The organism is Pseudoalteromonas sp. 20-MNA-CIBAN-0454 (assembly GCF_040308685.1).
In the GTDB taxonomy this organism is placed as follows: domain Bacteria; phylum Pseudomonadota; class Gammaproteobacteria; order Enterobacterales; family Alteromonadaceae; genus Pseudoalteromonas; species Pseudoalteromonas nigrifaciens.
The window spans coordinates 16,810-41,694 of sequence record NZ_JBEOOB010000029.1 but is presented as its reverse complement, the minus strand read 5'-3'; the positions used below and the strand labels follow the sequence as shown (position 1 = coordinate 41,694).

Sequence of the window (24,885 nt, the reverse complement as noted above, 5' to 3'; positions counted from 1 at the left end):
GAATTTTATCAACCTTGCATTTTGCTTATGCTTTAGAAAATTCTTCTTTTGATAACTCACCGTTTTGGTCAGTATCAAGCTCTGAGAAAATACTCATTAACTCTGCATCAACAGCAGCTTCGCTTTGACTAATTGCGCCATTACCATCTACATCAAGGGTATCAAAATCACTTACTGCAAAAGCGGCTGATGACGATGCTAGAGCGATAAGTGCTAACGTTTTATTTAATGTTTTCATAATCAATCTTCCTTCAAAGTTTATGTTAACTGCGATTAAGTGCTTCACTTTAAATCACGTTTAATGCAATACAGTTTAACTATTACAACTTCGATGCCAACATTTAAAACATCAATAACTTCAATTAGTTAAAGGTGACATGTACTTAAAGGTGATAATTAACTGTCTATTTTTGTTGCCTTTTTGCAACACACTTTAAGCCCAAAAAATAAGTTCGAACAAATTCAATACCTTACAAAAAGCAAAAAACGCCACAGATTATAAATACACACTGTAAGGAGACTGTTTAGCTGGGATATTCAACTCGGTTACAGCTGAATAATTTTTGAAATGAAAATAACCAATAGCTTTTATTTTTATAAATAATTGTTTTTTATCGATTATTTTATTTTTATCAATGCAGGTATGCGTTATTTAAAATTAAATTTAATAAATCGCTATTTTGTTGCAAAATAGCGAAATGTACAGTTACTCGGTTTCTGATTGGAGTATTGAAGGGTCAATAAAGTGATCCCCCATAAAGCTTTTCATTTCTTCTTCGCTGGCTAATAGCTTTATTCCACAGTAAGCACCTTGAACGTGTTCTTTCACGCTACAAATTTCTCCCTGAAAGTCTTTAACTTGCTTATTACTGCTATCGAGGATGATTGAGCATTGCATCCCTTTAATGTTTTCGGCCTGGGCTTTGTCTTTAAGATCAAACTTTACGCCCGTTAGCGAAATATCTTTAATTACCCCGTCGAGTATCCTGTCATCACTAAGTTTTAGCTTGGCCGATAATAAGGTAGGTATACGAGTTTGCGAGCGTAAATCGAATAACTGCACTTGCTTTGGGTAATTAATAAAAAGTAAGCGTGCGGGATGAGATGCAACTGACATTATTTGCTGACGAAAAGCGATAACCTGCCCACCACTTCCCTCTATTAGTGCTCTTACTACCACCATTACCCCATCGTGCAGGTAGTCGCTTGCTGTAGGCAGGCGCTTTGAGCTCGGATAGTTTAAAATAATAAATCGATTTTCGAGCAAACCTATAAACTCTGTTTTTACACGCTTGCTGGCTGTTGGTGTTAAAATTTCAAGATCAACCATGGCACCAGACATTATTTGGTGTAACTTTTCTAGGTTAGTTGTTGGCATATCCTTTTCCCTAATACTATTTATAAACTAACAATTAAATTATCCGCGCCAAAATGTAGGCGTAAACAGCACTAATAAAGTAAATATTTCTAAACGGCCAAATACCATAGCAATGGTAAGCAACCATTTAGCACCATCACTAATAGACCCATAGTGCGATGCAACATCTCCTAAGCCCGGGCCAAGGTTATTTAAACACGCTGCAGTAGCAGAAAATGCTGTAATGTTATCCATACCGGTTCCCATCAGCGCTAGCATAATAATTATAAACACCAATGCGTACGCTGAGAAAAACCCCCATACAGCTTCTACTACTTTGTCTGGCAACGCTTTGCTGCCTAACTTGATAGAATATATAGCCCGAGGATGCACTAGCCTATTAAGCTCTCGCACGCCTTGTAAGTATAGTAAGAATACGCGCACCACTTTCATACCGCCACCGGTAGAGCCCGCACAGCCACCTATAAAGCTCGAAAATATAAGCAGTATTGGTAAAAATAATGGCCAAGCCGAAAAGTTATCGGTGGCAAATCCTGCCGTACTGCTAATTGAAACAGCATGAAATAGCGCTTGGTCGAGTGTTTCATCGCCATTGGCATACACTTCATGAGACGAAAGCACGGTAAAGCAAATCACCACCAGCGCTAACTGAATACATAAAAACACTTTAAACTCAGGGTCGCGAATATAAACACTGATATTTCTACTTGCTACCGCAGCGTAATGCAGTGAAAAGTTAATGGCTGCAATAATTAAAAAGAACACACAAATAAAGTTAATTACTGGGCTATCAAAATGCCCCATAGAGGCATCATAAGTAGAAAACCCACCAATGGCGACCGTTGAGAACGCATGGCTTATTGCGTCAAACCAATCCATGCCTGCAATCCAATATGCCAAGGTACACGCAAGTGTAATTGACACATATATATACCAAAGGTGCTTTGCGGTGTCGGCAATTCGCGGGGTCATTTTAGAGTCTTTTACTGGCCCTGGTATTTCGGCGCGATATAGCTGCATACCACCAACCCCTAGCATAGGTAAAATAGCAACCGCCAATACAATGATCCCCATACCGCCAAACCACTGTAGTTGTTGGCGATAAAATAATACCGATTTAGGCAAGTACTCTATACCGGTTAGTACCGTTGCTCCGGTGGTGGTTAACCCCGAAAACGCTTCAAATACCGCATCAGCCAGTGATAGGTTTGGCTCTTGTAAAAATATCAGCGGTAAGGATGCAAACGCGCCAAGTACCAACCAAAATAACACAACAATTAAAAACCCTTCCCGCGCTTTTAAATCGCCATCTTCGTGGCGGTTAGGGTAATAAGCCATTAAGCCAATAGTGACACTAAAAATAAAAGCCAAAACAAAAGGAACACCACCACCGTCTTTATAAATTAAAGACACGATTGCCGGAGGCACCATGGTAATACTAAACAGTGCAACAAGTTGCCCAAGGATTTTTATAATGGTACGAAATTGCATTTAGCGTATCGCTTTTATTATTAGTAAGTTTAACGAGTAAGATATTGTCTTACTCTTTAATGGTTAACTCAACCGCGCCGTGGCTTAAATCAAAAATATCTTGAATTGCTTGCGTCGCTTGGCGGCTATCAATAGTAATAACCCATTCAATATTAGCAGTAAATTGCTTATCGATGTTAAGCACTTGATACTTCGTTTTTAATAGTTGCTCAATAACGCCTTGCATACTGTATTCACTACTACCAATTAGCTCAATACTTGGCACTTTATTTATCGTTGATAAGTTAGCTAATGCATTATTTAATGTGCCTCCATAAGCACGTACTAAACCGCCCGTACCTAGCTTTATACCACCAAAATAACGCGTAACCACAGCGGTAACTTCACCAAGCCCTGAGCCCATAAGCACATTTAACATAGGTTTACCGGCGGTGCCATTTGGCTCACCATCATCCGAAAACCCATACACATGGCTTCCTCCTGGTTTACCCGCTACGTGAGCCCAGCAATTATGCCGTGCATCGGCATACTTAGTTTCAATACTTTTTATAAACGCTTTAGCTGAACTTAAATCTGGGGTATGTGCAATATGCACAATAAAGGTGCTTTTTTTAATCTCTTCTTGATGAAAAACATCTGCTGCTGGGTATTTATATTCTGACATTCGTTGATGAACCAAGTTATAAACCAAAAAATGGGGCCAACAGGCCCCTCTTTATAATACAGCTAGTCTAACGCGTGATTAATCTAGCGCTAAATTTCGTGTCATATTCTCAAGGCTATCTTCGTGTACTATGATGTTATCTTCAATACGAATACCACCATAAGGCTTAAACGACTCTACCTTTTGCCAATTAATAAACTGTTTATTATCGGTTTGTGCTAAATCGCCTAGCAAAGAGTCGATAAAGTATAGCCCAGGCTCAATAGTAAACACTTGGTTTTTTTCAATTATGCGAGTACAACGCAAAAATGGATGTCCCTCTGGAGCTGCTTGTTGTGCGCCCATTTCATCAGCCATAAAACCACCCATGTCGTGCACTTGTAAACCTAGGTGATGCCCTAAACCATGTGGGAAGAAGGTAGAGGTAATTTTACGTTCAACTATTTCCTCAGCCGGTAGCTTAACAATATCAAAGTCGCTAAGTATTTGTGCAACGCTATTGTGACACTCAACATGTAAATCACCATAAAGCATGCCGGGTTTTAACCCCGTACCTAACTCTATTTGCGCTGCAGTCATTGCTTGCACTAGCTCTGCAAATTCGCCTTGTTTTTTAAAGTCATACGTACGGGTAATATCTGCCGCATAGCCATTAAAATTAGCGCCTGCATCTATTAAAAATGAGTTGTGTTGCTGCGGTGCTTTTGCCTCAAAGTGCGTGTAGTGCAAAATGGCGCAGTTTTCGTTTAGCGCCACAATGTTGCCATAAGGCATTTCGTTTTCACTTTGGCGAGTTGCCATTAAGTAAGCTTGCTGAATATCAAACTCACTGCCACCATTAAAAAAGGTATCGCGGGCAGCTTTGTGGCCATCTACAGCAATACGGTTGGCGTTGCGTAAACATTCAAGCTCATATTGAGTTTTATAAGCGCGGTGGTAATGAAAGTAATTTAGTACCGGCTCAGGATTCATAACACTAAAGCCTAGTGCTTGTGCTACTTCTAAGTATTCGCCCACATAAGCGTAGTTAGCTTTGTCGTAGGGCAATAGCTTTTCAACCTGATCGGGCTGTAATAACAATTCAATGTCAAAATACTCAGCCCAAAAATCGCGCGGCTCATCTGGCACTTTATGCCAAAAATCAACCGGACGATAAAAAATAAGTTTAGGCTTGTCGCTACCATTTACCACAATCCAGCAATGTGGATTGTCTAGTACTGGTAACCAAGCTTTAAAGTGTGGATTAACTTTAAACGGATAATACATATCATCTAAAAACTGACGCTTAGTTTGGCCCGAGTGAATAACTAATCCCTCTAACCCTTCACGTTCACAAATTGTACGAGTACGTTGTTGCAGTGTTGCAATATGTTCGGCGTATAAAACGGCTAATTTATCCATAATAAACCCATCTGTTGTATTTAACTTGCTTTGAGTCTACCACACACATAATCCATACCCAAAGCGCTCAAAATAAGGGGAACATCTAACCTTATTAGCATCCCCTTACCTTTATTAATTATCCGCCCATTTTCATTTCGAGTAGCGGCGCCAGTATATTTCCCTCGCGGTGTAAACGCGTATGATAAACCTGCCTGTAGGCAAATACGTTTTTAACATAATCGCGAGTTTCTCTATACGGGATCAATTCAATCCATAGCTCTGCTGGAATAGCTTCATCTGGTAACCAGCGTTTAATACGATGATACCCTGCGTTATATGAAGCCGTTGCCAATATTTCATTGCCGTGGTTTTTCTTTTTTAAATACTGCAAATAGCGCGTACCTAATCTTATATTTGTTTGTGGTTGATATAAGCGGCGGCTCGACACACTGCCTTTATTTACGTAATCGGCAGTACTGGGCAATAACTGCATTAACCCTCGCGCATTTGCTGATGAACGTGCATCGGGGGCAAATGAGCTTTCACGGCGCGCAATGGCAATACTCCACGCCACGTCTATTTTACTGCGCTTACTGTAGCGCTCAAATACATCTTGAAACGCAAACGGAAAACGCTGCTCTACGTTATCCCACGCTTTTATTTTTGCCAGTGTAAAAATAGTGCTGTCATGCCAACCCAGCTCTGTGGAGAGTATTGAAGCAGCTAACTTTTCTTCGTCACTCGAGGTGTTTGTTAGGTAATTCCATTCGCGACGTGCCGAGGTAAAGCGCTCAAGCTCATAAAAAGCTTTCGCACGCTTGTAGCCCGGGGCATTTTTTACTTTATTAACAAGCGCCTGATCAACAACTAAAGGTTGGTTATTTAAATCAACCGGTAACCCTAATCGTGCCGCGGCTAAAAAACCATAATAATCGCGATTAGCTGCTACTGTTTTCCAAATAGCGTCTGCTTTTTGTTGCTCACCACGTTTTGCGTAGCTGTACGCTAACCAGTATTGCTGGCCAAGACTTAAGTTATCTTTACCAGTAAAAAAGGCTGCAATACCCTCCCAGTCTTGGGTTTTAAGCATATTACCGAGTTGCCACTGAATTAGTTTGCTGTCTTGGCGATCTTTTGGCACTTTGTTTAGCCAAAAGCTTGCTTGTTTATGTCCGCTGGAAGCAAGCGACAGTGCAAAGGTATAATACACATCTGCTTTAGCTGCATCGCTGTAAGTAAATATTTGCTCTAGCTTTTCCCATGCTTTTAAAGCAAGCTCTTTATCGCGCCAAATTAAACGCTTTACACCATAAAGAGCTATTTGCCCTTCTTTAACCGACTTATTTTTGTATCTGTATAATCCGGCTGCAGCACTTGGATCGCGGCGTACTTTTAAGTATAAATCAGCTAAGTAACCTTCATTACTGGGTAGTAATGTTTTTAAATAAGGTAATAGGCTTTGAGTACCGCCTTCTGCCGCCATAGTCACCCGCTGCCAAACAGCTTCTTTACTCATATAGCCTTTTTTACGCCATAACGAAAAAAGCCCATCGCACGCTTTAGGTTGCGACTTGCCTACCGTCCATAAATCAGTTACTTGGTTAAATATCGCTTTTTCTGGCGCACCTAAATCAAGTTGATAATCTAAATATGTACAAGTCAGTTCAGTATCAGAGGTTTTACGGTAATTGCGAATATACGCTGCTTTTTTATTATGCTTTTCTAAATAGCTTAACCATGCTTTACGCACTGGCCACTCTAGCGGCGTATGCTGATAAATAGTGAGGTAATCCTCTATTTCTGCTTGGTGTTTTATATCGGGATGTCGTTGCCAATATACTTTTTCAACATAAGGCTTTAATGGATGATCAAGATTACTTATAGCCATTTTAAAGTCTTGGTAATCACCATAGCGAACTTTTTTTTCAGCGTCTAAAAATGCATCGTTATCGATGTTTGCCTCAACGCAGTGAAGAGGGAAAATAAAAACCGCTGCCATAGCATTTAATAAATATTTTTTCATAATGCCTTCATAATAAAATTAAAATAATAAGCAAAAACTTTTGTTCCACCATAGCACCAAACAAGCTATATTTTAACCAACTGTTTTGTAACCAAGTTAAATTTTTCGTTGCATTTTTAATTCAAAGCAAGCACACTGATTAAATCGCAACTCATCGTACCAGTCTTAGTTCGTCAACTAGGGAGAATAATAATGTTATATAAAAGCGATTCCTTTGAAGTTAGCTTCATAAAGGAAAACATCGCCGAGTTTAAGTTTTGTGCTACAGCTTCTGTAAACACACTATCTCAGCAAACCCTTTCAGATTGCGCAACAGCATTAAAACAATTAGCTGCAAATACTGATATAAAAGGCATGATTTTTACCAGTGATAAAGAACACTTTATTATTGGTGCCGACGTATTCGAATTTTTACCTATATTTACTAGATCTGAAGCAGAACTAGTAACTTGGATAAAAGAAGCCACTGACGTTTTTGACGCTATCGAAGACTTACCATTCCCAACTCTAAGCGCTGTAAATGGCTTAGCACTTGGCGGTGGCTGTGAGTGGGTACTTGCTACCGATTATCGTGTAGCAAGCGAAACTGCACAAATGGGTCTTCCAGAAGTAACCCTTGGCATAATGCCTGGTTTTGGTGGCACAGTTCGCTTACCGCGTATTATTGGTGCCGATAACGCCATGATGTGGATTACCTCAGGTTCTACTAACCGCGCAGCAGATGCCCTTAAAGTAGGTGCTTTTGACGCAGTAGTTAGTGCTGACAAACTTATAGAGTCAAGTGTATCAACACTTGAATTAGCAATTGCTGGCAAGCTCGATTGGCAAGCAAAACGCAATGTAAAGCTACAACCACTTAAATTAAACCGTGTTGAGCAAGGCATGAGCTTTGCAATGGCTGAAGGCATGGTAATGGCTAAAACTAAAGGCCACTATCCTGCACCTGTAATGGCTGTAAAAACCATTAAAGCAGCTGCTAACTGTACTCGTGATGAAGCAATGGCAATCGAAAATGCCAACTTTGCTAAATTAGCAGGCACGCCAGAAGTTGCCGCGCAAATTGGTATATTTCTAGCCGACCAGTACATTAAAGGTAAATCACGTAAACTTGCTAAACAAAGCGATGTAGAAATTAAACAAGCTGCAGTATTAGGTGCTGGCATTATGGGCGGCGGTATTGCATACCAGTCTGCTTATAAAGGTACACCTATTATAATGAAAGACATCCAACAGGATGCACTTGACTTAGGTATGGGCGAAGCCTCTAAGTTACTTGGCCAAAAAGTTAAACGTGGCCATATGTCGATGGAAAAAATGCTTGGTACGCTAAGCAAAATTAAACCGACCCTTAATGATTCTGATCTACAAAGTGCCGATATTATTGTTGAAGCCGTAGTAGAGAACCCTAAAGTTAAGCAAGCAGTACTTGCAGAGCTTGAGAAAACCATGCCAGAGGGCACGGTACTTACCTCAAACACTTCAACTATTTGTATTGATTTACTTGCAGAAGCGTTAGATAAACCAGAAAACTTCTGTGGTATGCACTTTTTTAACCCAGTACCAAAAATGCCGTTAGTAGAAATTATCCGTGGTGCAAAAACCTCTGATAAAACCATTAACGCCGTAGTTGATTACGCGCTTAAATTAGGCAAGTCTCCTATTGTTGTTAACGATTGCCCTGGCTTTTTTGTAAACCGTGTTTTATTCCCTTACTTTGCAGGTTTTAGCAAATTAGTAGTTGAAGGTGCTAACTTTGCAAAAGTAGATAAAGTAATGGAAAACGTATTTGGCTGGCCTATGGGTCCGGCTTACTTACTTGATGTTGTAGGTATTGATACCGCTTTTCATTGTACTGGCGTAATGGCCGATGGCTTCCCTGAGCGCATGGCGCGTGCAGATAAAGACCCAGTGACTATTTTTGCTAACGAAAAGCGTTTTGGCCAAAAGAACAAAGCTGGTTTTTATAAGTACGAAACAGATCGTCGCGGTCGTCTTAAAAAATCGCATGACGAAACTGCAATTGAGCTGCTTAAGCCAATTACTGAAGCAGAAAAAGCATTCGATAAACAAGAAATCATTGACCGTTGTATGATCCCAATGCTTAACGAAGTACTACTTTGTTTACAAGAAGGCATTGTTGCATCACCACAAGAAGCTGATATGGCACTTGTTTACGGTGTTGGTTTCCCTCCATTTAGAGGCGGCGCGTTCCGTTACTTAGATCAAACCGGTTTAGCTAACTTTGTGGCAACTGCCGACAAATATGCTCACTTAGGTGCGATTTATCAAGTATCAGAGCAAACTCGTCAATGGGCCGAAGAAGGTCGTGTTTTCTATAAGGTGGAAGGTTAATATCATGAATAATCCAGTAATTGTAGATTGTATCCGCACACCTATGGGTCGTTCTAAAGGTGGCGTATTCAAAAATAAACGTGCCGAAGACTTAAGCGCACATTTAATGAAAGGCTTACTCGATCGCAACCCAGCAGTTGATCCAGCATCAATTGACGATATTTATTGGGGTTGTGTACAGCAAACATTGGAGCAAGGCTTTAACGTTGCTCGTAACGCTGCATTACTTGCCGGTATTCCACATAGCGTACCAGCAGTAACAGTTAACCGTTTATGTGGCTCGTCAATGCAAGCATTGCATGACGCAGCACGCGCAATAATGACTGGCGCTGGCGACACTTACCTAATTGGTGGTGTTGAGCACATGGGCCACGTACCTATGACTCACGGTAACGACTTTCACCCAGGTTTAGCAACAAGCATTGCGCAAGCTGCTGGCTCTATGGGCTTAACAGCTGAATACCTAGCAACACTGCATGGTATTAGCCGTGAGCAGCAAGATGAATTTGCGTACCGCTCACATCAACGTGCTCAAGCTGCAACTGTTGAGGGACGTTTTCGCCGCGAAATTTTAGCAATGGAAGGTCACGCAGCAGATGGTTCTCTTATCTTAGTTGAAGACGACGAAGTAATTCGTCCAGAAACAACGGTAGAAGGCCTATCAAAGCTGCGCCCAGTGTTTAATCCTGCATCGGGTACGGTAACAGCCGGAACTTCTTCTGCACTTTCTGACGGCGCATCTGCAATGTTAGTAATGAGCGAAGCAAAAGCAAAAGAACTTGGCTTACCAATTCGCGCACGCATTAAAGCAATGGCAGTAGCGGGTTGCGATCCATCAATCATGGGTTACGGCCCAGTACCAGCAAGCAAAAAAGCACTTGCACAAGCAGGTATTACAATTGATGACTTAGGCGTAGTTGAGCTTAACGAAGCCTTTGCAGCACAATCATTACCTGTAATGAAAGATTTAGGGTTAATGGATGTAGTTGACGAAAAAGTGAATTTAAACGGCGGAGCAATCGCACTTGGACACCCACTAGGCTGTTCGGGTTCGCGTATTAGCACATCGCTTATTCACTTAATGGAAGACAAAAATGTACGATACGGTTTAGCAACTATGTGTATTGGTTTAGGCCAAGGCATTGCCACTGTATTTGAACGTGTTCAAGACTAATTAGTTTAAACATGTAAAACCATCTTGGTGATTAAAAAGGCGAACTGATTTTATGCAGTTCGCCTTTTTTATTGGTTTATTTTTAGTTGTTTTATATGGTTATATTGAAAAACTGGAATACTGTGATCGGGTGTATTATCTGTTATTGCCACGCTCTATTGATTAAGTCCTTTAATTAAATAAGATGTGTAACTTAGATATGAGTAAAATAGTTAAATAACGCTTTAAATTGCGCTAAACTCTACAACTTATAAAATGTAAAACCCTAATGTGCAGCAATCGCTTTAACTAAACAGGCAAATTTATTATGAGCTTTAATAACCCCGATCACCAATTAGATGCCATAGGCCTTCGCTGCCCAGAGCCAGTAATGATGGTACGCGCTGCTATTCGTAAAATGAATGATGGTGAAACGTTATTAATAACCGCTGATGACCCATCAACAACTCGCGACATTCCGAGCTTTTGTACGTTTATGGATCACACGCTGGTGGCTAAAGATGCAGAAGCAGCACCGTATAGATATGTAGTTAAGAAAGGGCTTTAAGAATAAGTACTAGGTCTAATCAAAATTATTTGTACCATATTTATTTAATAACCTATAAGTTTCATTTAAATCTGTTTTGACTTCTACATTTTCAGCTAAATTAAACAACAAGGTTTGGTTTAACTTAGCTAGCAGAAGTGAGGTGAAGAAGTAGAGCATTTCTTTACTAGCTTTCTTTCTTATGTCACTACTTTCATCTTCGGCTAACTGCATGTATGAATCAAAGCCAGAATGTGAATAGCCACATAAATATGAATATTGTATTTTAATACATTTAGGCAATGTCGTTTCTTCTAGTCTTCTATTTATGGGTTTAGCCTGCCAGCCTTTTGCTATGACATTCTTTATATAAACTTTATCCTTACCTAACTCTAACCCTTTACATTCTATCATTCTCTTTAGACTTTCAATTTCATCCACTTCTTCTTTGCTAATTTTTTTTCTTAATCTGTCACTAGTAATTTTATCATGATTTAGTTTTTGCCTGCTTTTCAAACCAGAGTATTTATAAACCAAAAACCTAAACTTTAGCTCTCTTAAATCTTCTTTCCCTTCAAACCAAAATAATGACGTTAGAGTTGTGTATATTTCAATTACACTTCTCAGCAGCACCTTTGCTGAGGCATGGTCAATTTGAGTGCTATTCTCTATAGCTTCAAATGATGTTCCATTTAGAATTACTGAAATACTCTGACAATGATTAAGTAACTTTTTTATAGAAAGGTATTGTAGCTTCCCCTCCTCCGAGTCTTGGTAATATGAGTTGAATGTCTCTTGGAATAAGAAAACAGCCTCGTTAAGAACTCTTTGAAACTCACTTCGTGTTGCATACTCAAGTTGCATAATAAACTACCTTCTTGATCCTAGGCTCAATCCTAGAGCCTAAAACCTATTACCTAAAACCTTTATTTTTTAGTTATCGTCACTTGTGGCTTGTCGTAATTACTGTAATCAATACTTACTATGTAGGTGCCTTTTATTGCGGGCGTATAGCTAAAGTAATTATAAATAGTATTACAGTCGGCAACTGCAGGTTGGCCTAGTGTTAGTTTTTGCCCTGCTGGCTGAGTATCGCTGTAGCCACAGTTGTAACCTTCACTAAAGTCGGCATCGGCAATTTTAAATTCGTATACTTTACCAGGCGTTGAAAATTTAACTTCTGCTTGATACAGCGATCGCGCTACTTGGGTAAATTGGTACTGTGGCTCTGCATCCCATAAGGTAAAGTCGCCCCTTAAATACACGGTACGATCTAATTTTTGTTGTGGTAATACATCATCAAGCGTTATTTGCGTAGAACAAGCAGTTAAAAAACTAACAAGTGCTAAGGTTAAAATACGTTTTATTGGGCTTTTCATTCGAGATCCTTACTTTATATATTCAGGTTAATAATACACCAAAATTAAAACTAAAAAGCCAGCAAAACGCTGGCTTTTTACATTATCGAATAATGTTATTTTTGTAGTACAGAAATGTCTGCAATACCTAAAAACAATCCGCTTAACTGACTTAAAAGCGCCAGACGATTTTGCTTTACTGCTTCGTCGTCGGCCATAACCATCACGTTATCAAAAAAGCTATCAACACTTTGACGAATACCAGCCAATTGGCTTAATGCTTCTTGGTAATTACCACTGGCGTAAAGTGGTGCAAGTTCAGTAGCAAATTTTGCTACTTGTGCCGCAAGTACTTTTTCAGCGTCGTCGGTTAGTAAACTTTCATCTACATTACCTTCGCTGGTAATGTCGTTTTTAGCAAGTATATTACTTACGCGCTTATTAGCGGCTGCAAGCGCTTCTGCTGCGTCTAATGTGCGAAAGTGGCTTACGGCTTTAACACGGCGATCAAAATCAACTGGTTTAGTTGGACGACGTGCAAGCACTGCTTGAATTACATCTACTTCTATACCTTCGTCTTGATACCAAGCACGGAAACGCCCTAGCATAAACTCAAACACATCGGTTGATACATTCAGATTAGTTAGCTTATCGCCAAACAAGGTTTGCGATTTAGCAACTAGGTCTAAAATATCAAGCGGTAGCTCTTTTTCTACCATGATGCGCAATGCGCCAATAGCAGCACGACGTAAAGCAAACGGGTCTTTGTCGCCTTTTGGCGCTTGGCCTATGCCAAAAATACCCACTAAGGTATCAAACTTATCGGCAATCGCTACTGCGCAACTAATTAAGTTGGTAGGTAAGCTGTCGCCTGCAAAGCGTGGCATATATTGCTCATTCTGCGCTAGTGCTACATCTTCAGCTTCGCCGTCAAAACGTGCGTAATGCATTCCCATAACACCTTGGATGTCGGTAAATTCCATCACCATTTCGGTCATTAAGTCAGTTTTACTCAATAAACCAGCACGTTGTGCTAGCTCTTTATCTGCACCAAGTTGCTGGGCAATATAACCGGCAAGCTCGCTAATACGCGCAGACTTGTCTTTAAGTGTACCTAACTGTTTTTGAAACAATACGCTATCGAGAGATTCTAAACGGCTTTCTAGTGTTTTCTTTTTATCGCTTTCAAAAAAGAATTGCGCATCGGCTAATCGAGGACGCACTACTTTTTCGTTACCCGAAATCACTACGCTAGGATCTTTACTTTCTATGTTAGACACAAACAAAAACTTATTTAAAAGTTTGCCGTTTTGATCTAAAAGCGGAAAGTATTTTTGATCGTCTTTCATCGTGTAAATAAGCGCTTCGGCCGGTACTGCCAAAAACTCTTCTTCAAATGTAGCCGTTAATGTTACTGGCCATTCTACCAGTGATGTTACTTCTTCAAGTAAATCTTCATCCATGGCTACAACCGCATTTATTGCTTTTGCTGCAGCTTCTATTTGCGCTCGAATTTGCGCTTTACGCTGCTCGTAATCGGCAATAACGTAGGCTGATTTTAAAACATCAAAAACGTCATCTGCATGGTTAATGGTAATTTTTTCAGGATGATGAAAGCGATGTCCTTGAAGCTGGTTACTTACCTGCTTACCCAGCACTTCACCTGTTACTAACCCATCACCCAATAAAATAGTTACCGTATGCACTGGACGAATAAATTGTGTTTTATTCGCGCCCCAACGCATTGGCTTAGGAATTGGTAATTTAGCCAGCGCTTTATTAATAACGTCAACCATCAGCGTTTTAGTTTCTTGCCCTGCTACTTTAGCAAGGTGCAGCAACCACGCGCCTTTGTCGGTTTCAAGTGTTTGCGCATCTTTTACTTCAATACCACAACCACGTGCCCAACCCATTGCAGCTTTAGTAGGATTGCCATCTGCATCAAACGCTGCCTTAATTGCTGGGCCGCGTTTTTCTACTTCTTTATCTTGTTGTTTTGCATCAAGCGCTATTACGCGAAGGCCTAAACGACGTGGTGATGCATACCAGCTTACGCCTTGATGCGCTAATTCTAATGTCTCTAGTTCTGCAGTTATGTTTGCAGCAAATGCTTCTGCTAATTTACGCAGCGCTTTTGGTGGCAACTCTTCGGTGCCAATTTCTACTAATAAGTTTTGTGCTGACATGCCTACTTATCCTTACACAGCGGGAAACCAAGCGCTTCACGTTTATCATAATAACTTTGTGCACACGCTTTTGATAAAGCACGAACGCGTAGTATGTAACGTTGGCGTTCGGTTACCGAAATTGCGTGGCGCGCGTCTAATAAGTTAAATGCATGCGATGCCTTCATTACTTGCTCATAAGCCGGTAACGGTAAGTTTGCTTCAATTAACTTTTGGCTCTCTGCTTCACATTTATCAAACTGAGCAAATAGATCTTCTACGTTGGCGTGCTCAAAGTTATAAGTAGATTGTTCTACTTCATTTTGATGAAACACATCGCCGTAAGTTACTCGCCCAAGCGGGCCATCAGCCCAAACTAGGTCGTAAATACTGTCTACGCCCTGAATATACATGGCTAAACGCTCTAGGCCGTAAGTGATTTCGCCAGTTACCGGTGAGCACTCAATGCCGCCCACTTGTTGAAAGTAGGTAAACTGGGTTACTTCCATGCCGTTTAACCAAATTTCCCAACCTAGGCCCCACGCACCTAAGGTAGGTGATTCCCAGTTGTCTTCAACAAAGCGCACTTCGTCTGTTAAGGTATCTATGCCTACGGCCGCTAAAGAGCCTAAATAAAGCTCTTGAATATTATCTGGCGAAGGCTTTAGCACAACCTGAAACTGGTAATAATGCTGTAAGCGGTTTGGGTTTTCGCCGTAACGGCCATCGGTAGGTCGTCGACACGGTTGTACGTATGCACTCGACATTGGCTCTGGGCCAATCGATTTTAAAAATGTTTGCGGGTGGAATGTCCCAGCGCCCACTTCCATATCAAGTGGTTGAATAATAACGCAGCCTTGCTGCGCCCAATAATCCTGTAAAGCCAGGATCAAACCTTGAAAGGTTTTAACGTCATATTTTTGCATATTTGGCTTTTTACTATCTGAGAAGTAGCGTGAAAATTACCCTCAGTATACCTTGTGCACACGCAGGTTTTAAGCAGTTTGTGCAATTGAAAAAATAAAAAAGGAGCCATTGGCTCCTTTTTTTGTGAGTAGTATTACTAATTATACGTCTAGGTTAACTACGCGTAGCGCGTTCTGTTCTATAAACTCGCGACGAGGTTCTACTTGGTCACCCATTAGCGTTGCAAATAACTGATCGGCAGCTACTGCATCTTCAACGGTTACTTGTAGCATACGACGTGCATCGGGATCCATTGTAGTTTCCCACAGCTGACTTGGGTTCATTTCGCCCAACCCTTTATAGCGCTGTATATAGAGGCCACGCTTAGATTCAGCAATTAGCCATTCTAAAGCATCCACAAAGTTATCAACAGGTTGTGTTTTCTCACCGCGTTGAATATAAGCGCCTTCAGTAATGATATTTGCAATGTTTACACCAGTAACAGCAATGCGCTGATAATCGTGTGAAGCTATAAAATCATAATGAAGTACGTGCGCTTTATCTACACCGTGCTGACGAATTTTCACTACTGGGTAGTATAAATTGCGCTCAGTATCGTGCTCTGTTGCAGCTTGGAAAATAGTAGCATCTTCATCACGATCAATTAAGTCATCAACTAATTCTTTAGTCCATGCTATTACTTTAGCTTCATCTGAAAGATCTTCTTTTTTCAGTTCACTTTGGTAAATAAGACGGTTCATTACAGTATTAGGAAACTTACGTTTTAGACGCTCAATTACCTTAACGGTATTTTGATAATCGTGAACGATTTTTTCTAGTGCTTCGCCTTCAATACCGCTTACATCTGTACTGGTGTACAAAGTTGCATTATTTAAAGCAAGTGTTGTTAGGTATTCAACTAGTGCTGGATCATCTTTAATATAACGCTCTTGCTTACCTTTTTTCACTTTATAAAGTGGTGGTTGTGCAATATAAATATATCCGCGCTCAACAATTTCAGGCATTTGGCGATAAAAGAACGTAAGTAATAAGGTACGAATGTGCGAACCATCCACGTCAGCATCTGTCATGATAATGATACGGTGATAGCGCAGTTTTTCAGGATTATATTCATCACGACCAATACCACAACCTAATGCCGTAATGAGTGTTGCTACTTCTTGTGATGAAAGCATTTTATCAAAACGTGCTTTTTCTACGTTTAATATTTTACCTTTAAGCGGAAGAATAGCTTGGTTTTTACGGTTACGTCCCTGCTTGGCTGATCCGCCAGCAGAGTCTCCTTCCACTATGTATAGTTCTGATTGTGCTGGATCTTTTTCTTGGCAATCGGCTAACTTACCAGGTAAACCGGCTAAGTCCATTGCACCTTTACGACGTGTCATTTCACGTGCTTTACGTGCAGCTTCACGCGCACGTGACGCATCTATTATCTTACCTACAACAATTTTGGCATCTGTTGGGTGTTCTAATAAAAACTCAGTGAATTTTTCAGCCATTGCTTGTTCAACCGCAGACTTAACTTCGCTCGAAACTAGCTTGTCTTTAGTTTGTGATGAAAACTTAGGATCTGGTACTTTAACACTTACAACAGCAGTTAAGCCTTCACGAGCGTCATCACCCGTTGCATTACTGGTTGTTTTAGCTTTTTTGTTAAAGCCTTCTTTTTCCATATAATTGTTAAGTGTACGTGTTAGCGCAGATCTAAAACCGGCTAAGTGAGTACCACCATCACGTTGTGGGATGTTATTTGTAAAACAGTATATGTTTTCTTGATAAGCATCATTCCACTGCATTGACACTTCAACAACAATACCATCTTCTTCACGCGTATGTGTAAAGTGGAATACACCTTTATGTATAGGTGTTTTATTACGGTTTAAATACTCTACAAACGCTCTGATGCCGCCTTCGTATTTAAAGTGATCACTTTTATTCTCTTCACGCTCATCATTTAAAATAATGCTTACGCCAGAGTTTAAAAATGAAAGCTCGCGCAAGCGCTTAGCTAAAATGTCGTAATGAAAATCTAAGTTAGTAAATGTTTGATCACTTGGCCAAAAACGTAACTCTGTACCAGTTGTGTCTGCGTCGCCAATTACGGCTAATGGCGCATCTGGTACACCATGAGAGTATGTTTGCTCATGAAGTTTACCTTCACGGCGAATTGTTAATTTAAGCTTTTCTGATAATGCGTTAACAACCGATACACCAACACCGTGTAAGCCACCTGAAACTTTATAAGAGTTATCATCAAACTTACCACCGGCATGCAGTACCGTCATGATTACTTCGGCTGCAGATACACCTTCTTCTTCATGAATTGAAGTTGGGATACCACGGCCGTTATCTCGTACAGATACCGAACCATCTAAGTGAATCGTTACAAAAATATCATCACAATGACCTGCTAAGGCTTCATCTATAGAGTTATCGACGACCTCAAACACCATATGGTGTAAGCCCGTGCCATCATCGGTGTCCCCTATATACATTCCAGGACGCTTTCTTACTGCGTCTAATCCTTTAAGTACTTTTATACTCGACGAGTCATAATTCTCAGACATGGTTAATCCCACTTATCTTGTTATTAGGTTGCCATGTTTCACGTGGAACATTTGCAGTTCTCGTTGCATGGGTTCCACCACAGCAGAAATACTTTCAGACAAAATTGAAGATATAAAAATTTGAGAACTGCAGTGAGCTAATAGTTGCCCCACTTTCTCTTTTGTATCTTCGCTTAACTCTGAAGGTAAATCATCTATTAGCAATATAGATTGCTTATCTGTCTCTGACTCAATTAAACTATTTTGCGTTACTTTTAACGCATAAAGTAATAGCTTTAATTGTCCACGAGAGAAAATATTCTCAACGCTACTGCCAGCGACACTAAAACTAAAATCAGCCTTATGAGGCCCTTTACTAGTAAAACCTTGGCGAGCATCTCGCTCAAAGTTTAACTCTAATGCATCGCTAAGAGATTCGCTCTCTTTCCAGCCGGCATTAAAGCTTATTTCTAAATCGCGTATTAGCGTTAATTCTGCACACATTTTATCAAAAAACTGCTGCTTAAACCTACTTATATACGCCATTCTTAATTTATTTATTTGCTCAGCCAGTCTAACAAATTCTTTGTCCCAAAACTTAATTTGGTCAAAATAATTCTTTGGCTTACTTTTTAGTAGCGCATTTCGTTGTTTTAACACTTTATTGAACGATTGCCATAAAAAGAAAAACTCATGTTCCACGTGGAACAAACCTAAATCTAAAAACTTTCTGCGCTCTTTAGGCCCACCAAAAAATAACGAGTAACTCTCTGGAGTAATTATTTGTACCGGCATAAGCTGTGCAAGTTCTGATATTTTTCGGCTCGCCTTACCTTGAATTTTTAAATTCGTTTCGCCCGCTTGGGTTTTACTAATACCAATAGGAATAGATAAGTCGTGTATAGCTTTACGGCCATGAATTACAAACTGCTCTTGCTGATGCGCAATAATACTTTTATGCTTTGATGTTCTAAAAGATTTGCCGTGTGAAAGGTAATAAATAGCTTCTAAAAGGCTGGTTTTTCCGCTGCCGTTTTCACCATAAATTATATTAACGCCGTTAACTGGTTCTAGCGTCAGCGCCTCAATATTACGAAAATATTTGAGGCTCAAATGACTTAAGCTCATTGGGTACTTATAGTCTTATAAACGCATAGGCATAACTACGTACATTGCTTCTTCATCGCCTGCACCTTCAATTAGTGCGCTGCTGTTTGAATCGGCCAATGTAAACAGTACATCTTCTGTTTTTAATGTGTTTAATACATCAAGTACATAAGAAACGTTAAAGCCTATTTCTAGGTCGGCGCCTTCGTAACCAACCTCTACTACTTCCTCAGCTTGTTCTTGCTCAGGGTTATTAGCAGTGATTTTTAACAAACCATTGGATAAGTTTAAACGCACACCTCTAAACTTTTCGTTAGATAAAATAGAGACTCGCTGAAACGCACTACGTAACCATTCGCGATTAGCAGTAATGACTTTATCGCCACCACGAGGTAACACACGACGGTAATCAGGAAAGCGTCCATCAACTAACTTACTAGTAAAGGTAAACTCTATATCGATAATACGAATATGATTAGCACCAAACTGAATAGTGACTAGTTCTTCGTCGGCTACCATAAGGCGCATAATTTCTTGCACCCCTTTACGAGGTATAATTAGCTGACGCTGCGTATTAAGCGATTGCTTTAATTGCTTTTGTGCAATAGCTAAGCGATGTCCATCAGTGGCCACTGTTTTAATGTCAGTATTGTCTACTTCAAACGACATACCATTTAAATAGTAACGTACGTCTTGATTCGCCATCGAAAAATGCGTGCTTTCTAGTAATTTTCGCAGCTCTAAACGCGTTAGTTGAAACTCAACTTCGCCATCCCACTGTTCTAAATTAGGAAAGTCTTCGGCGGCTAAGGTCGTTAACGAAAAACGACTTTTACCGCTGGTTAGTAATAACTGATGCTCTTGTAAGCTTAACGTTAGGTCTGAACCATCTGGTAGGCTTTTACAAATATCGAGTAATTTTTTAGCCGGTAATGTTAACTTAGTATCGGCAATATCATCACCTACAAACACGCTTGCAACGAGTTCAATTTCAAGGTCGGTACCTGTCATTGAAAGTTGCCCGTTTTCTACTGCTAACAATACGTTAGATAAAATTGGCAATGTATGCTTACGCTCAATAGCGCCCGATACTTGCACTAATGGCTTTAAAAACTGTTGTCTTGATATTGTTATTTGCATAATAAAGTCAGCCTTAAGATGACAATGTTCTTATTAAATTTTGGTAATCTTCTTTAATTTCGTGGCTTTCATCACGTAGTGATTTAACCTTACGACACGCATGCAATACAGTTGTATGATCGCGGCCACCAAAGGCGTCTCCAATCTCAGGTAAACTGTGATTGGTTAACTCTTTAGATAATGCCATAGCAACTTGTCGAGGCCTTGCTATAGAGCGACTACGGCGTTTAGACAGCAGATCAGAAATACGAATTCTGTAATACTCTGCCACAGTGCGCTGTATGTTATCTATGGTAACTAGCTTATCTTGTAAGGCAAGTAAATCGCGTAGCGCTTCTTTTACAAAGTCGATAGATATAGGACGACCGGTAAAGTTAGCATTGGCAATAACACGATTAAGCGCACCTTCTAGTTCGCGTACATTAGATCGTAATTTTTTAGCAATAAAAAAGGCGACTTCGTGCGGTAAATTAATTTTACTCTGCTGCGCTTTTTTCATCAATATAGCAACGCGTGTTTCAAGCTCAGGAGGCTCAATTGCAATAGTTAAACCCCAACCAAAACGCGATTTAAGTCTGTCTTCAACGCCTTCTATCTCTTTTGGATAACGGTCAGAGGTTAAAATTATTTGCTGATTGCCTTCTAATAACGCATTAAAGGTATGAAAAAACTCTTCTTGTGAGCGCTCTTTGTTAGCAAAAAATTGAATGTCATCAATCATTAGCGCATCAACACTACGATAGTAACGCTTAAATTCTTCAATCGCGTTATTTTGCAGTGCTTTTACCATATCTTGTACAAAGCGCTCTGAATGCATATAAACTATTTTTGCATCTGGCTTATTAGCCAAAATACCATTACCTACAGCATGCAATAAATGCGTTTTACCTAAACCTGTACCACCGTATATAAATACAGGGTTAAAAGCGGCACCTGGATTATCTGCAACTTGTGTTGCTGCTGCTTTTGCTAACTGGTTTGATTTACCTTCAACAAAACTGTCAAAGGTATAATTTTCTTTTATATTCGATTTATATTCAGATTTTGGCGCTGGCTCTACAACAGGTTTTGGTTGTCGTGATTGTTGTTTGGCTTGTGTAGTTGGCGCCGATTGCGTTCCAGCAACAGATACAGGCTGTGCATTTAATAAAGGCTTACTGCCTACATCAAAACGTAGCTCTGGAGCTTCAACACCACAAATCTCTACTAATAATTCATTAATTCTATTTAGGTATTTTTCTCTTACCCAATCTAGTACAAAGCGATTAGGTGCATAAATCGTCAAGGTATCTTCGGTACTTTCTGCTTGTAGTGGCCGCACCCACATACTGAACTGCTGCGAAGGCAATTCATCTTGCAATACATATAAACAACTTTGCCAAACCGACAGATACACAGTCAAACTCCCAGAGATATAATTTTTATTCCCGCACATCATTAATGATTAAAAATCACCTCTGTAATGCGTTTAAATGGCCCAATAAGCGACCCAAGACCGGCTATTATGAAGACACTTTATCCACAAGTAAAAGACTGATTTTTATAAAATTGTTGATATCACGGTATAAAACACTTAACACAATGATTTAATACAAGTTTAATTTTAAAGCCTGAGCATAGATCATAACAAAATTAGCTCTGGATCGCGAAACAAATCTGCGATCTAATTTAGTTTTCCCCTGCTTTTATTCACTTTTTATACAGGGGCTGTGGAAAACTTCTTATTAATGATGATCCTAATAGATCACTCTTTATGATCTACATTAAATAGCTGGTATACTCTAAGGGTAGTGCGTAATTATGATTGACTTTAATACACTTCATCTATAATATCTCGCGCTCGCAATGGCACCTGTGCCAGGATCGCGACCTGCATAGGATGTTTTAACTTTAACCGATCGGAAGAGATTGTTATGAAAAGAACTTTTCAACCAAGCGTTTTAAAACGCAAACGTGCTCACGGTTTCCGTGCTCGCATGGCAACTGTAAATGGCCGTAAAGTATTAGCTCGTCGCCGCGCTAAAGGCCGTAAAGTTCTTTCTGCTTAATTTATAAGTGGAAGACTTTAACTTTGGCAGGGAGTTACGTCTGTTAACTCCCTCGCATTACTCTCGCATATTTAATGAACCCGCCCGGGCTGCAACTCCTTTCTTTACTCTTTTAGCTAAACCTAATGACCAAGATCAACCTCGGTTAGGACTTACTGTTGCTAAAAAACGAGTTAAAAAGGCATGTCAACGTAACCGTATTAAACGTTTAGCTCGCGAATGCTTTCGTTTAAATAAACACAACATCGACAATATAGATATTGTGCTTATGGTTAAAAGTGGTATTGATGAGCAGTCTAATGAAGAATTAACCAAACAACTGACCAAGTTGTGGCGTAAAATTAATGAGCGCTGCAAACCGGGTGCGCCCAAACCACCACCTTTTAAAAAGCGCCCTAATAAATCAGTTAAATCAAATAAACAGACCTAATAGCAATAGAATTACAGGGTTAATTAAGGTATCTTTAGCTCACCTTTTAATCATGCATTTGAAATCTCATATTGAGTCTTTAAATACATGGTATCTATTTACTAAACTTACGTAGGAGCATATATATCATGAGGTTACTTAAACCACTTGTTGCTTTGCCAACGTATTGTTTAGTTTTATTTATCCGCGGTTATCAAAAGTGGATTAGCCCGCTATTAGGTCCGCATTGTCGTTTTAATCCAACGTGCTCTAGTTACGCTATTCAAGCAATTAATTTGCATGGATCAGTAAAAGGCAGTTGGTTAGCAGTTAAACGCATATTAAAATGCCATCCTTTACATTCAGGTGGGAACGACCCCGTTCCTGAAAAATTAACCCATATTAACCACCAACACGAGAAATAAGAGCTGTTATGGAATCGCAACGCACGTTTTTATTCATTGGCCTGATGCTGGTGTCGTTTTTATTATTTCAAGAATGGAATACTGATTACAACACGCCAAAAGCCGATCCGAGTGCCACCACACAAACATTAAACCCAACATCATCAGAATCAGAAGATTATGTACCAACTTCATCTGACTCTGCGTTACCTGCCTCAGCAACTTTAGCAAAACGCTCTGTAATTGAAATTACAACAGATGTTTTCAAAGTTAAAATTGATACCCGAGGCGGTGATATTGTTGAAACTTACTTACTTCAATATGAAGAAACTAAAGGCAGTGAAACACCTTATATGCTGCTTGGTGAGTTTGATGGTAAACAATACTTTTCACAAAGTGGTTTAATTGGCTTAAATGGTCCTGATGCTTCTGCACAAGGTCGCCCAACTTACCACGTAGAGCAAAAGTCATACACTTTAACGGGTGATGAGCTTAGAGTGCCGCTACAGTTTACTGATAGTAATGGTGTTAACTTTACAAAAACCTATGTATTCAAAAAAGGTCAATATGATGTTGCTTTAGAATACACAATTAACAACACCACTAGCACGCCACTTCAAGTACAGCTTTACACACAAGTTAAGCGCACTGTACAAGACAAAGGCAGCATGGTTGATCAAAACTATTTAGGTGCAGCATACGGTACTGATGATGACCCGTACGAAAAGTACAGTTTTTCAGATATGGCTGACAAAAACCTAAATAAAATTACACTTGGTGGCTATGTTGCGTTTATTCAACATTACTTTGTAAGTGCTTGGGTTCCAATGCAGGATCAGTCAAATACACTTTATAGTTTAATTACTAAGAGTAATGCTGCCATCATTGGTGTTAAAGACGAAGCGGTTAATATTCAAGCTGGTAGTGAGCAAACACTTACTGCGACTTATTATATGGGCCCTAAAGAGTCTGATGTACTTGAAGCTATTCACCCAGATTTAGATTTAACCGTAGATTACGGTTGGTTATGGTTTATCTCACAACCTTTATTTGTATTGTTAAAGTGGTTACACAGTATTTTAGGTAACTGGGGTGTGGCTATTATTGCCATTACTATTATCGTTAAGTCGTTAATGTACCCACTGACTAAAGCGCAATATACTTCAATGGCTAAAATGCGTGCCCTTCAGCCTAAAATGGCAGCGCTTAAAGAAAAATTTGGTGACGACCGTCAAAAATTCGGCCAAGCCACAATGGAAATGTACAAAAAAGAAAAAGTGAACCCTATGGGTGGCTGTTTCCCTATTTTGCTACAAATGCCTATTTTCTTAGCCTTGTTCTACGTGTTCTTAGAATCAACAGAACTTCGCCACGCTGAATTTATTTTTTGGCTAACTGACCTTTCTGCGAAAGACCCATACTACGTGTTACCAATCTTATTTGGCGCCAGTATGTTTATTACGCAAAAATTACAGCCTATGACGGTTACCGATCCAATGCAGCAAAAAATGATGACCTTTATGCCGGTTATCTTCTCTGTGTTCTTCTTATGGTTCCCATCTGGTTTAGTTCTTTACTGGTTAGTGTCTAACCTTATTTCTATTGTCCAGATGCTCATCATCTACCGCGGCATGGAAAAGAAAGGTATTAAAGTAAGAGGCTAATTAAGCTCCTACTTATATAAAGGCGACTTCGGTCGCCTTTTTTATTACCTGTTTTTCACCACAGCTATTCGCTACAAATAAATCCATAGGTTACAATACCGCCATAAAGTTACTCATTGTTGGCAA

General features: G+C 39.8%; 21 protein-coding genes. 7 read left to right on the top strand and 14 right to left on the bottom strand.

Going from position 1 to position 24,885, the window contains the following annotated elements; all coding sequences use genetic code 11:
- Positions 1 to 25: 25 nt before the first annotated feature.
- From AAEZ22_RS13820 to AAEZ22_RS13795, 6 genes are all read right to left on the bottom strand, one after another.
- The gene (locus AAEZ22_RS13820; protein WP_352297654.1) at positions 26 to 238 is read right to left on the bottom strand and encodes an EF-hand domain-containing protein; all 213 of its coding nucleotides are present in this window, start codon (positions 236 to 238) and stop codon (positions 26 to 28) included.
- A gap of 468 nt (positions 239 to 706) precedes the next feature.
- A complete protein-coding gene (locus AAEZ22_RS13815; RefSeq protein ID WP_089367525.1) occupies positions 707 to 1,378 on the bottom strand; it encodes a flagellar brake domain-containing protein in 672 nt (223 codons plus the stop codon).
- Positions 1,379 to 1,417: 39 nt separating this feature from the next.
- Entirely contained in the window at positions 1,418 to 2,869 is a 1,452-nt protein-coding gene (locus AAEZ22_RS13810; RefSeq protein WP_011326747.1) for a TrkH family potassium uptake protein, read from the bottom strand.
- Positions 2,870 to 2,918: 49 nt separating this feature from the next.
- Entirely contained in the window at positions 2,919 to 3,533 is a 615-nt protein-coding gene (locus AAEZ22_RS13805; protein WP_179807564.1) for a YigZ family protein, read from the bottom strand.
- A 78-nt stretch (positions 3,534 to 3,611) separates the two neighbouring features.
- On the bottom strand, positions 3,612 to 4,934 hold the full coding sequence (gene pepQ / locus AAEZ22_RS13800) for a Xaa-Pro dipeptidase (RefSeq protein WP_352297651.1): 1,323 nt from the start codon (positions 4,932 to 4,934) through the stop codon (positions 3,612 to 3,614).
- 118 nt (positions 4,935 to 5,052) lie between these two features.
- Positions 5,053 to 6,939 (bottom strand): transglycosylase SLT domain-containing protein, encoded by a 1,887-nt coding sequence (locus AAEZ22_RS13795; protein WP_011326744.1) that lies wholly within the window; start codon positions 6,937 to 6,939, stop codon positions 5,053 to 5,055.
- A gap of 192 nt (positions 6,940 to 7,131) precedes the next feature.
- On the opposite strand from AAEZ22_RS13795, the gene fadB reads away from it, so the two are divergent.
- The 3 genes from fadB (at position 7,132) to tusA (ending at position 11,012) form a co-directional block, all read left to right on the top strand.
- Positions 7,132 to 9,291, top strand: a complete 2,160-nt coding sequence (gene fadB / locus AAEZ22_RS13790; protein WP_011326743.1) for a fatty acid oxidation complex subunit alpha FadB — start codon at positions 7,132 to 7,134, stop codon at positions 9,289 to 9,291.
- 4 nt (positions 9,292 to 9,295) lie between these two features.
- The gene (fadA, locus tag AAEZ22_RS13785; RefSeq protein ID WP_011326742.1) at positions 9,296 to 10,465 is read left to right on the top strand and encodes an acetyl-CoA C-acyltransferase FadA; all 1,170 of its coding nucleotides are present in this window, start codon (positions 9,296 to 9,298) and stop codon (positions 10,463 to 10,465) included.
- 307 nt (positions 10,466 to 10,772) lie between these two features.
- On the top strand, positions 10,773 to 11,012 hold the full coding sequence (gene tusA / locus AAEZ22_RS13780; protein ID WP_086996459.1) for a sulfurtransferase TusA: 240 nt from the start codon (positions 10,773 to 10,775) through the stop codon (positions 11,010 to 11,012).
- 15 nt (positions 11,013 to 11,027) lie between these two features.
- On the opposite strand, the gene AAEZ22_RS13775 is transcribed toward tusA, so the two are convergent.
- From AAEZ22_RS13775 to dnaA, 8 genes are all read right to left on the bottom strand, one after another.
- Complete coding sequence (locus tag AAEZ22_RS13775) at positions 11,028 to 11,855, bottom strand: DUF5677 domain-containing protein (RefSeq protein ID WP_350595006.1); 828 nt, start codon at positions 11,853 to 11,855, stop codon at positions 11,028 to 11,030.
- Positions 11,856 to 11,917: 62 nt separating this feature from the next.
- A complete protein-coding gene (locus AAEZ22_RS13770) occupies positions 11,918 to 12,370 on the bottom strand; it encodes an early set domain-containing protein (protein WP_011326739.1) in 453 nt (150 codons plus the stop codon).
- Positions 12,371 to 12,465: 95 nt separating this feature from the next.
- A complete protein-coding gene (gene glyS, locus AAEZ22_RS13765) occupies positions 12,466 to 14,535 on the bottom strand; it encodes a glycine--tRNA ligase subunit beta (protein WP_352297647.1) in 2,070 nt (689 codons plus the stop codon).
- A gap of 2 nt (positions 14,536 to 14,537) precedes the next feature.
- A complete protein-coding gene (glyQ, locus tag AAEZ22_RS13760; protein ID WP_011326737.1) occupies positions 14,538 to 15,440 on the bottom strand; it encodes a glycine--tRNA ligase subunit alpha in 903 nt (300 codons plus the stop codon).
- A gap of 141 nt (positions 15,441 to 15,581) precedes the next feature.
- The gene (gyrB, locus tag AAEZ22_RS13755) at positions 15,582 to 18,008 is read right to left on the bottom strand and encodes a DNA topoisomerase (ATP-hydrolyzing) subunit B (protein ID WP_352297644.1); all 2,427 of its coding nucleotides are present in this window, start codon (positions 18,006 to 18,008) and stop codon (positions 15,582 to 15,584) included.
- 12 nt (positions 18,009 to 18,020) lie between these two features.
- Positions 18,021 to 19,115 (bottom strand): DNA replication/repair protein RecF, encoded by a 1,095-nt coding sequence (recF, locus tag AAEZ22_RS13750; RefSeq protein WP_011326735.1) that lies wholly within the window; start codon positions 19,113 to 19,115, stop codon positions 18,021 to 18,023.
- Between the two features lie 15 nt (positions 19,116 to 19,130).
- Complete coding sequence (gene dnaN / locus AAEZ22_RS13745) at positions 19,131 to 20,234, bottom strand: DNA polymerase III subunit beta (protein WP_011326734.1); 1,104 nt, start codon at positions 20,232 to 20,234, stop codon at positions 19,131 to 19,133.
- Positions 20,235 to 20,247: 13 nt separating this feature from the next.
- Positions 20,248 to 21,630, bottom strand: a complete 1,383-nt coding sequence (dnaA, locus tag AAEZ22_RS13740; RefSeq protein ID WP_041454303.1) for a chromosomal replication initiator protein DnaA — start codon at positions 21,628 to 21,630, stop codon at positions 20,248 to 20,250.
- Positions 21,631 to 22,147: 517 nt separating this feature from the next.
- Here dnaA and rpmH point away from each other — a divergent pair.
- From rpmH to yidC, 4 genes are all read left to right on the top strand, one after another.
- The gene (gene rpmH / locus AAEZ22_RS13735) at positions 22,148 to 22,282 is read left to right on the top strand and encodes a 50S ribosomal protein L34 (RefSeq protein WP_004335215.1); all 135 of its coding nucleotides are present in this window, start codon (positions 22,148 to 22,150) and stop codon (positions 22,280 to 22,282) included.
- 7 nt (positions 22,283 to 22,289) lie between these two features.
- Positions 22,290 to 22,712, top strand: a complete 423-nt coding sequence (gene rnpA, locus AAEZ22_RS13730; RefSeq protein WP_011329643.1) for a ribonuclease P protein component — start codon at positions 22,290 to 22,292, stop codon at positions 22,710 to 22,712.
- A gap of 128 nt (positions 22,713 to 22,840) precedes the next feature.
- The gene (gene yidD, locus AAEZ22_RS13725; protein ID WP_011329641.1) at positions 22,841 to 23,116 is read left to right on the top strand and encodes a membrane protein insertion efficiency factor YidD; all 276 of its coding nucleotides are present in this window, start codon (positions 22,841 to 22,843) and stop codon (positions 23,114 to 23,116) included.
- A gap of 8 nt (positions 23,117 to 23,124) precedes the next feature.
- Entirely contained in the window at positions 23,125 to 24,759 is a 1,635-nt protein-coding gene (gene yidC / locus AAEZ22_RS13720; protein ID WP_011329640.1) for a membrane protein insertase YidC, read from the top strand.
- The last annotated feature ends 126 nt before the right edge of the window (positions 24,760 to 24,885 follow it).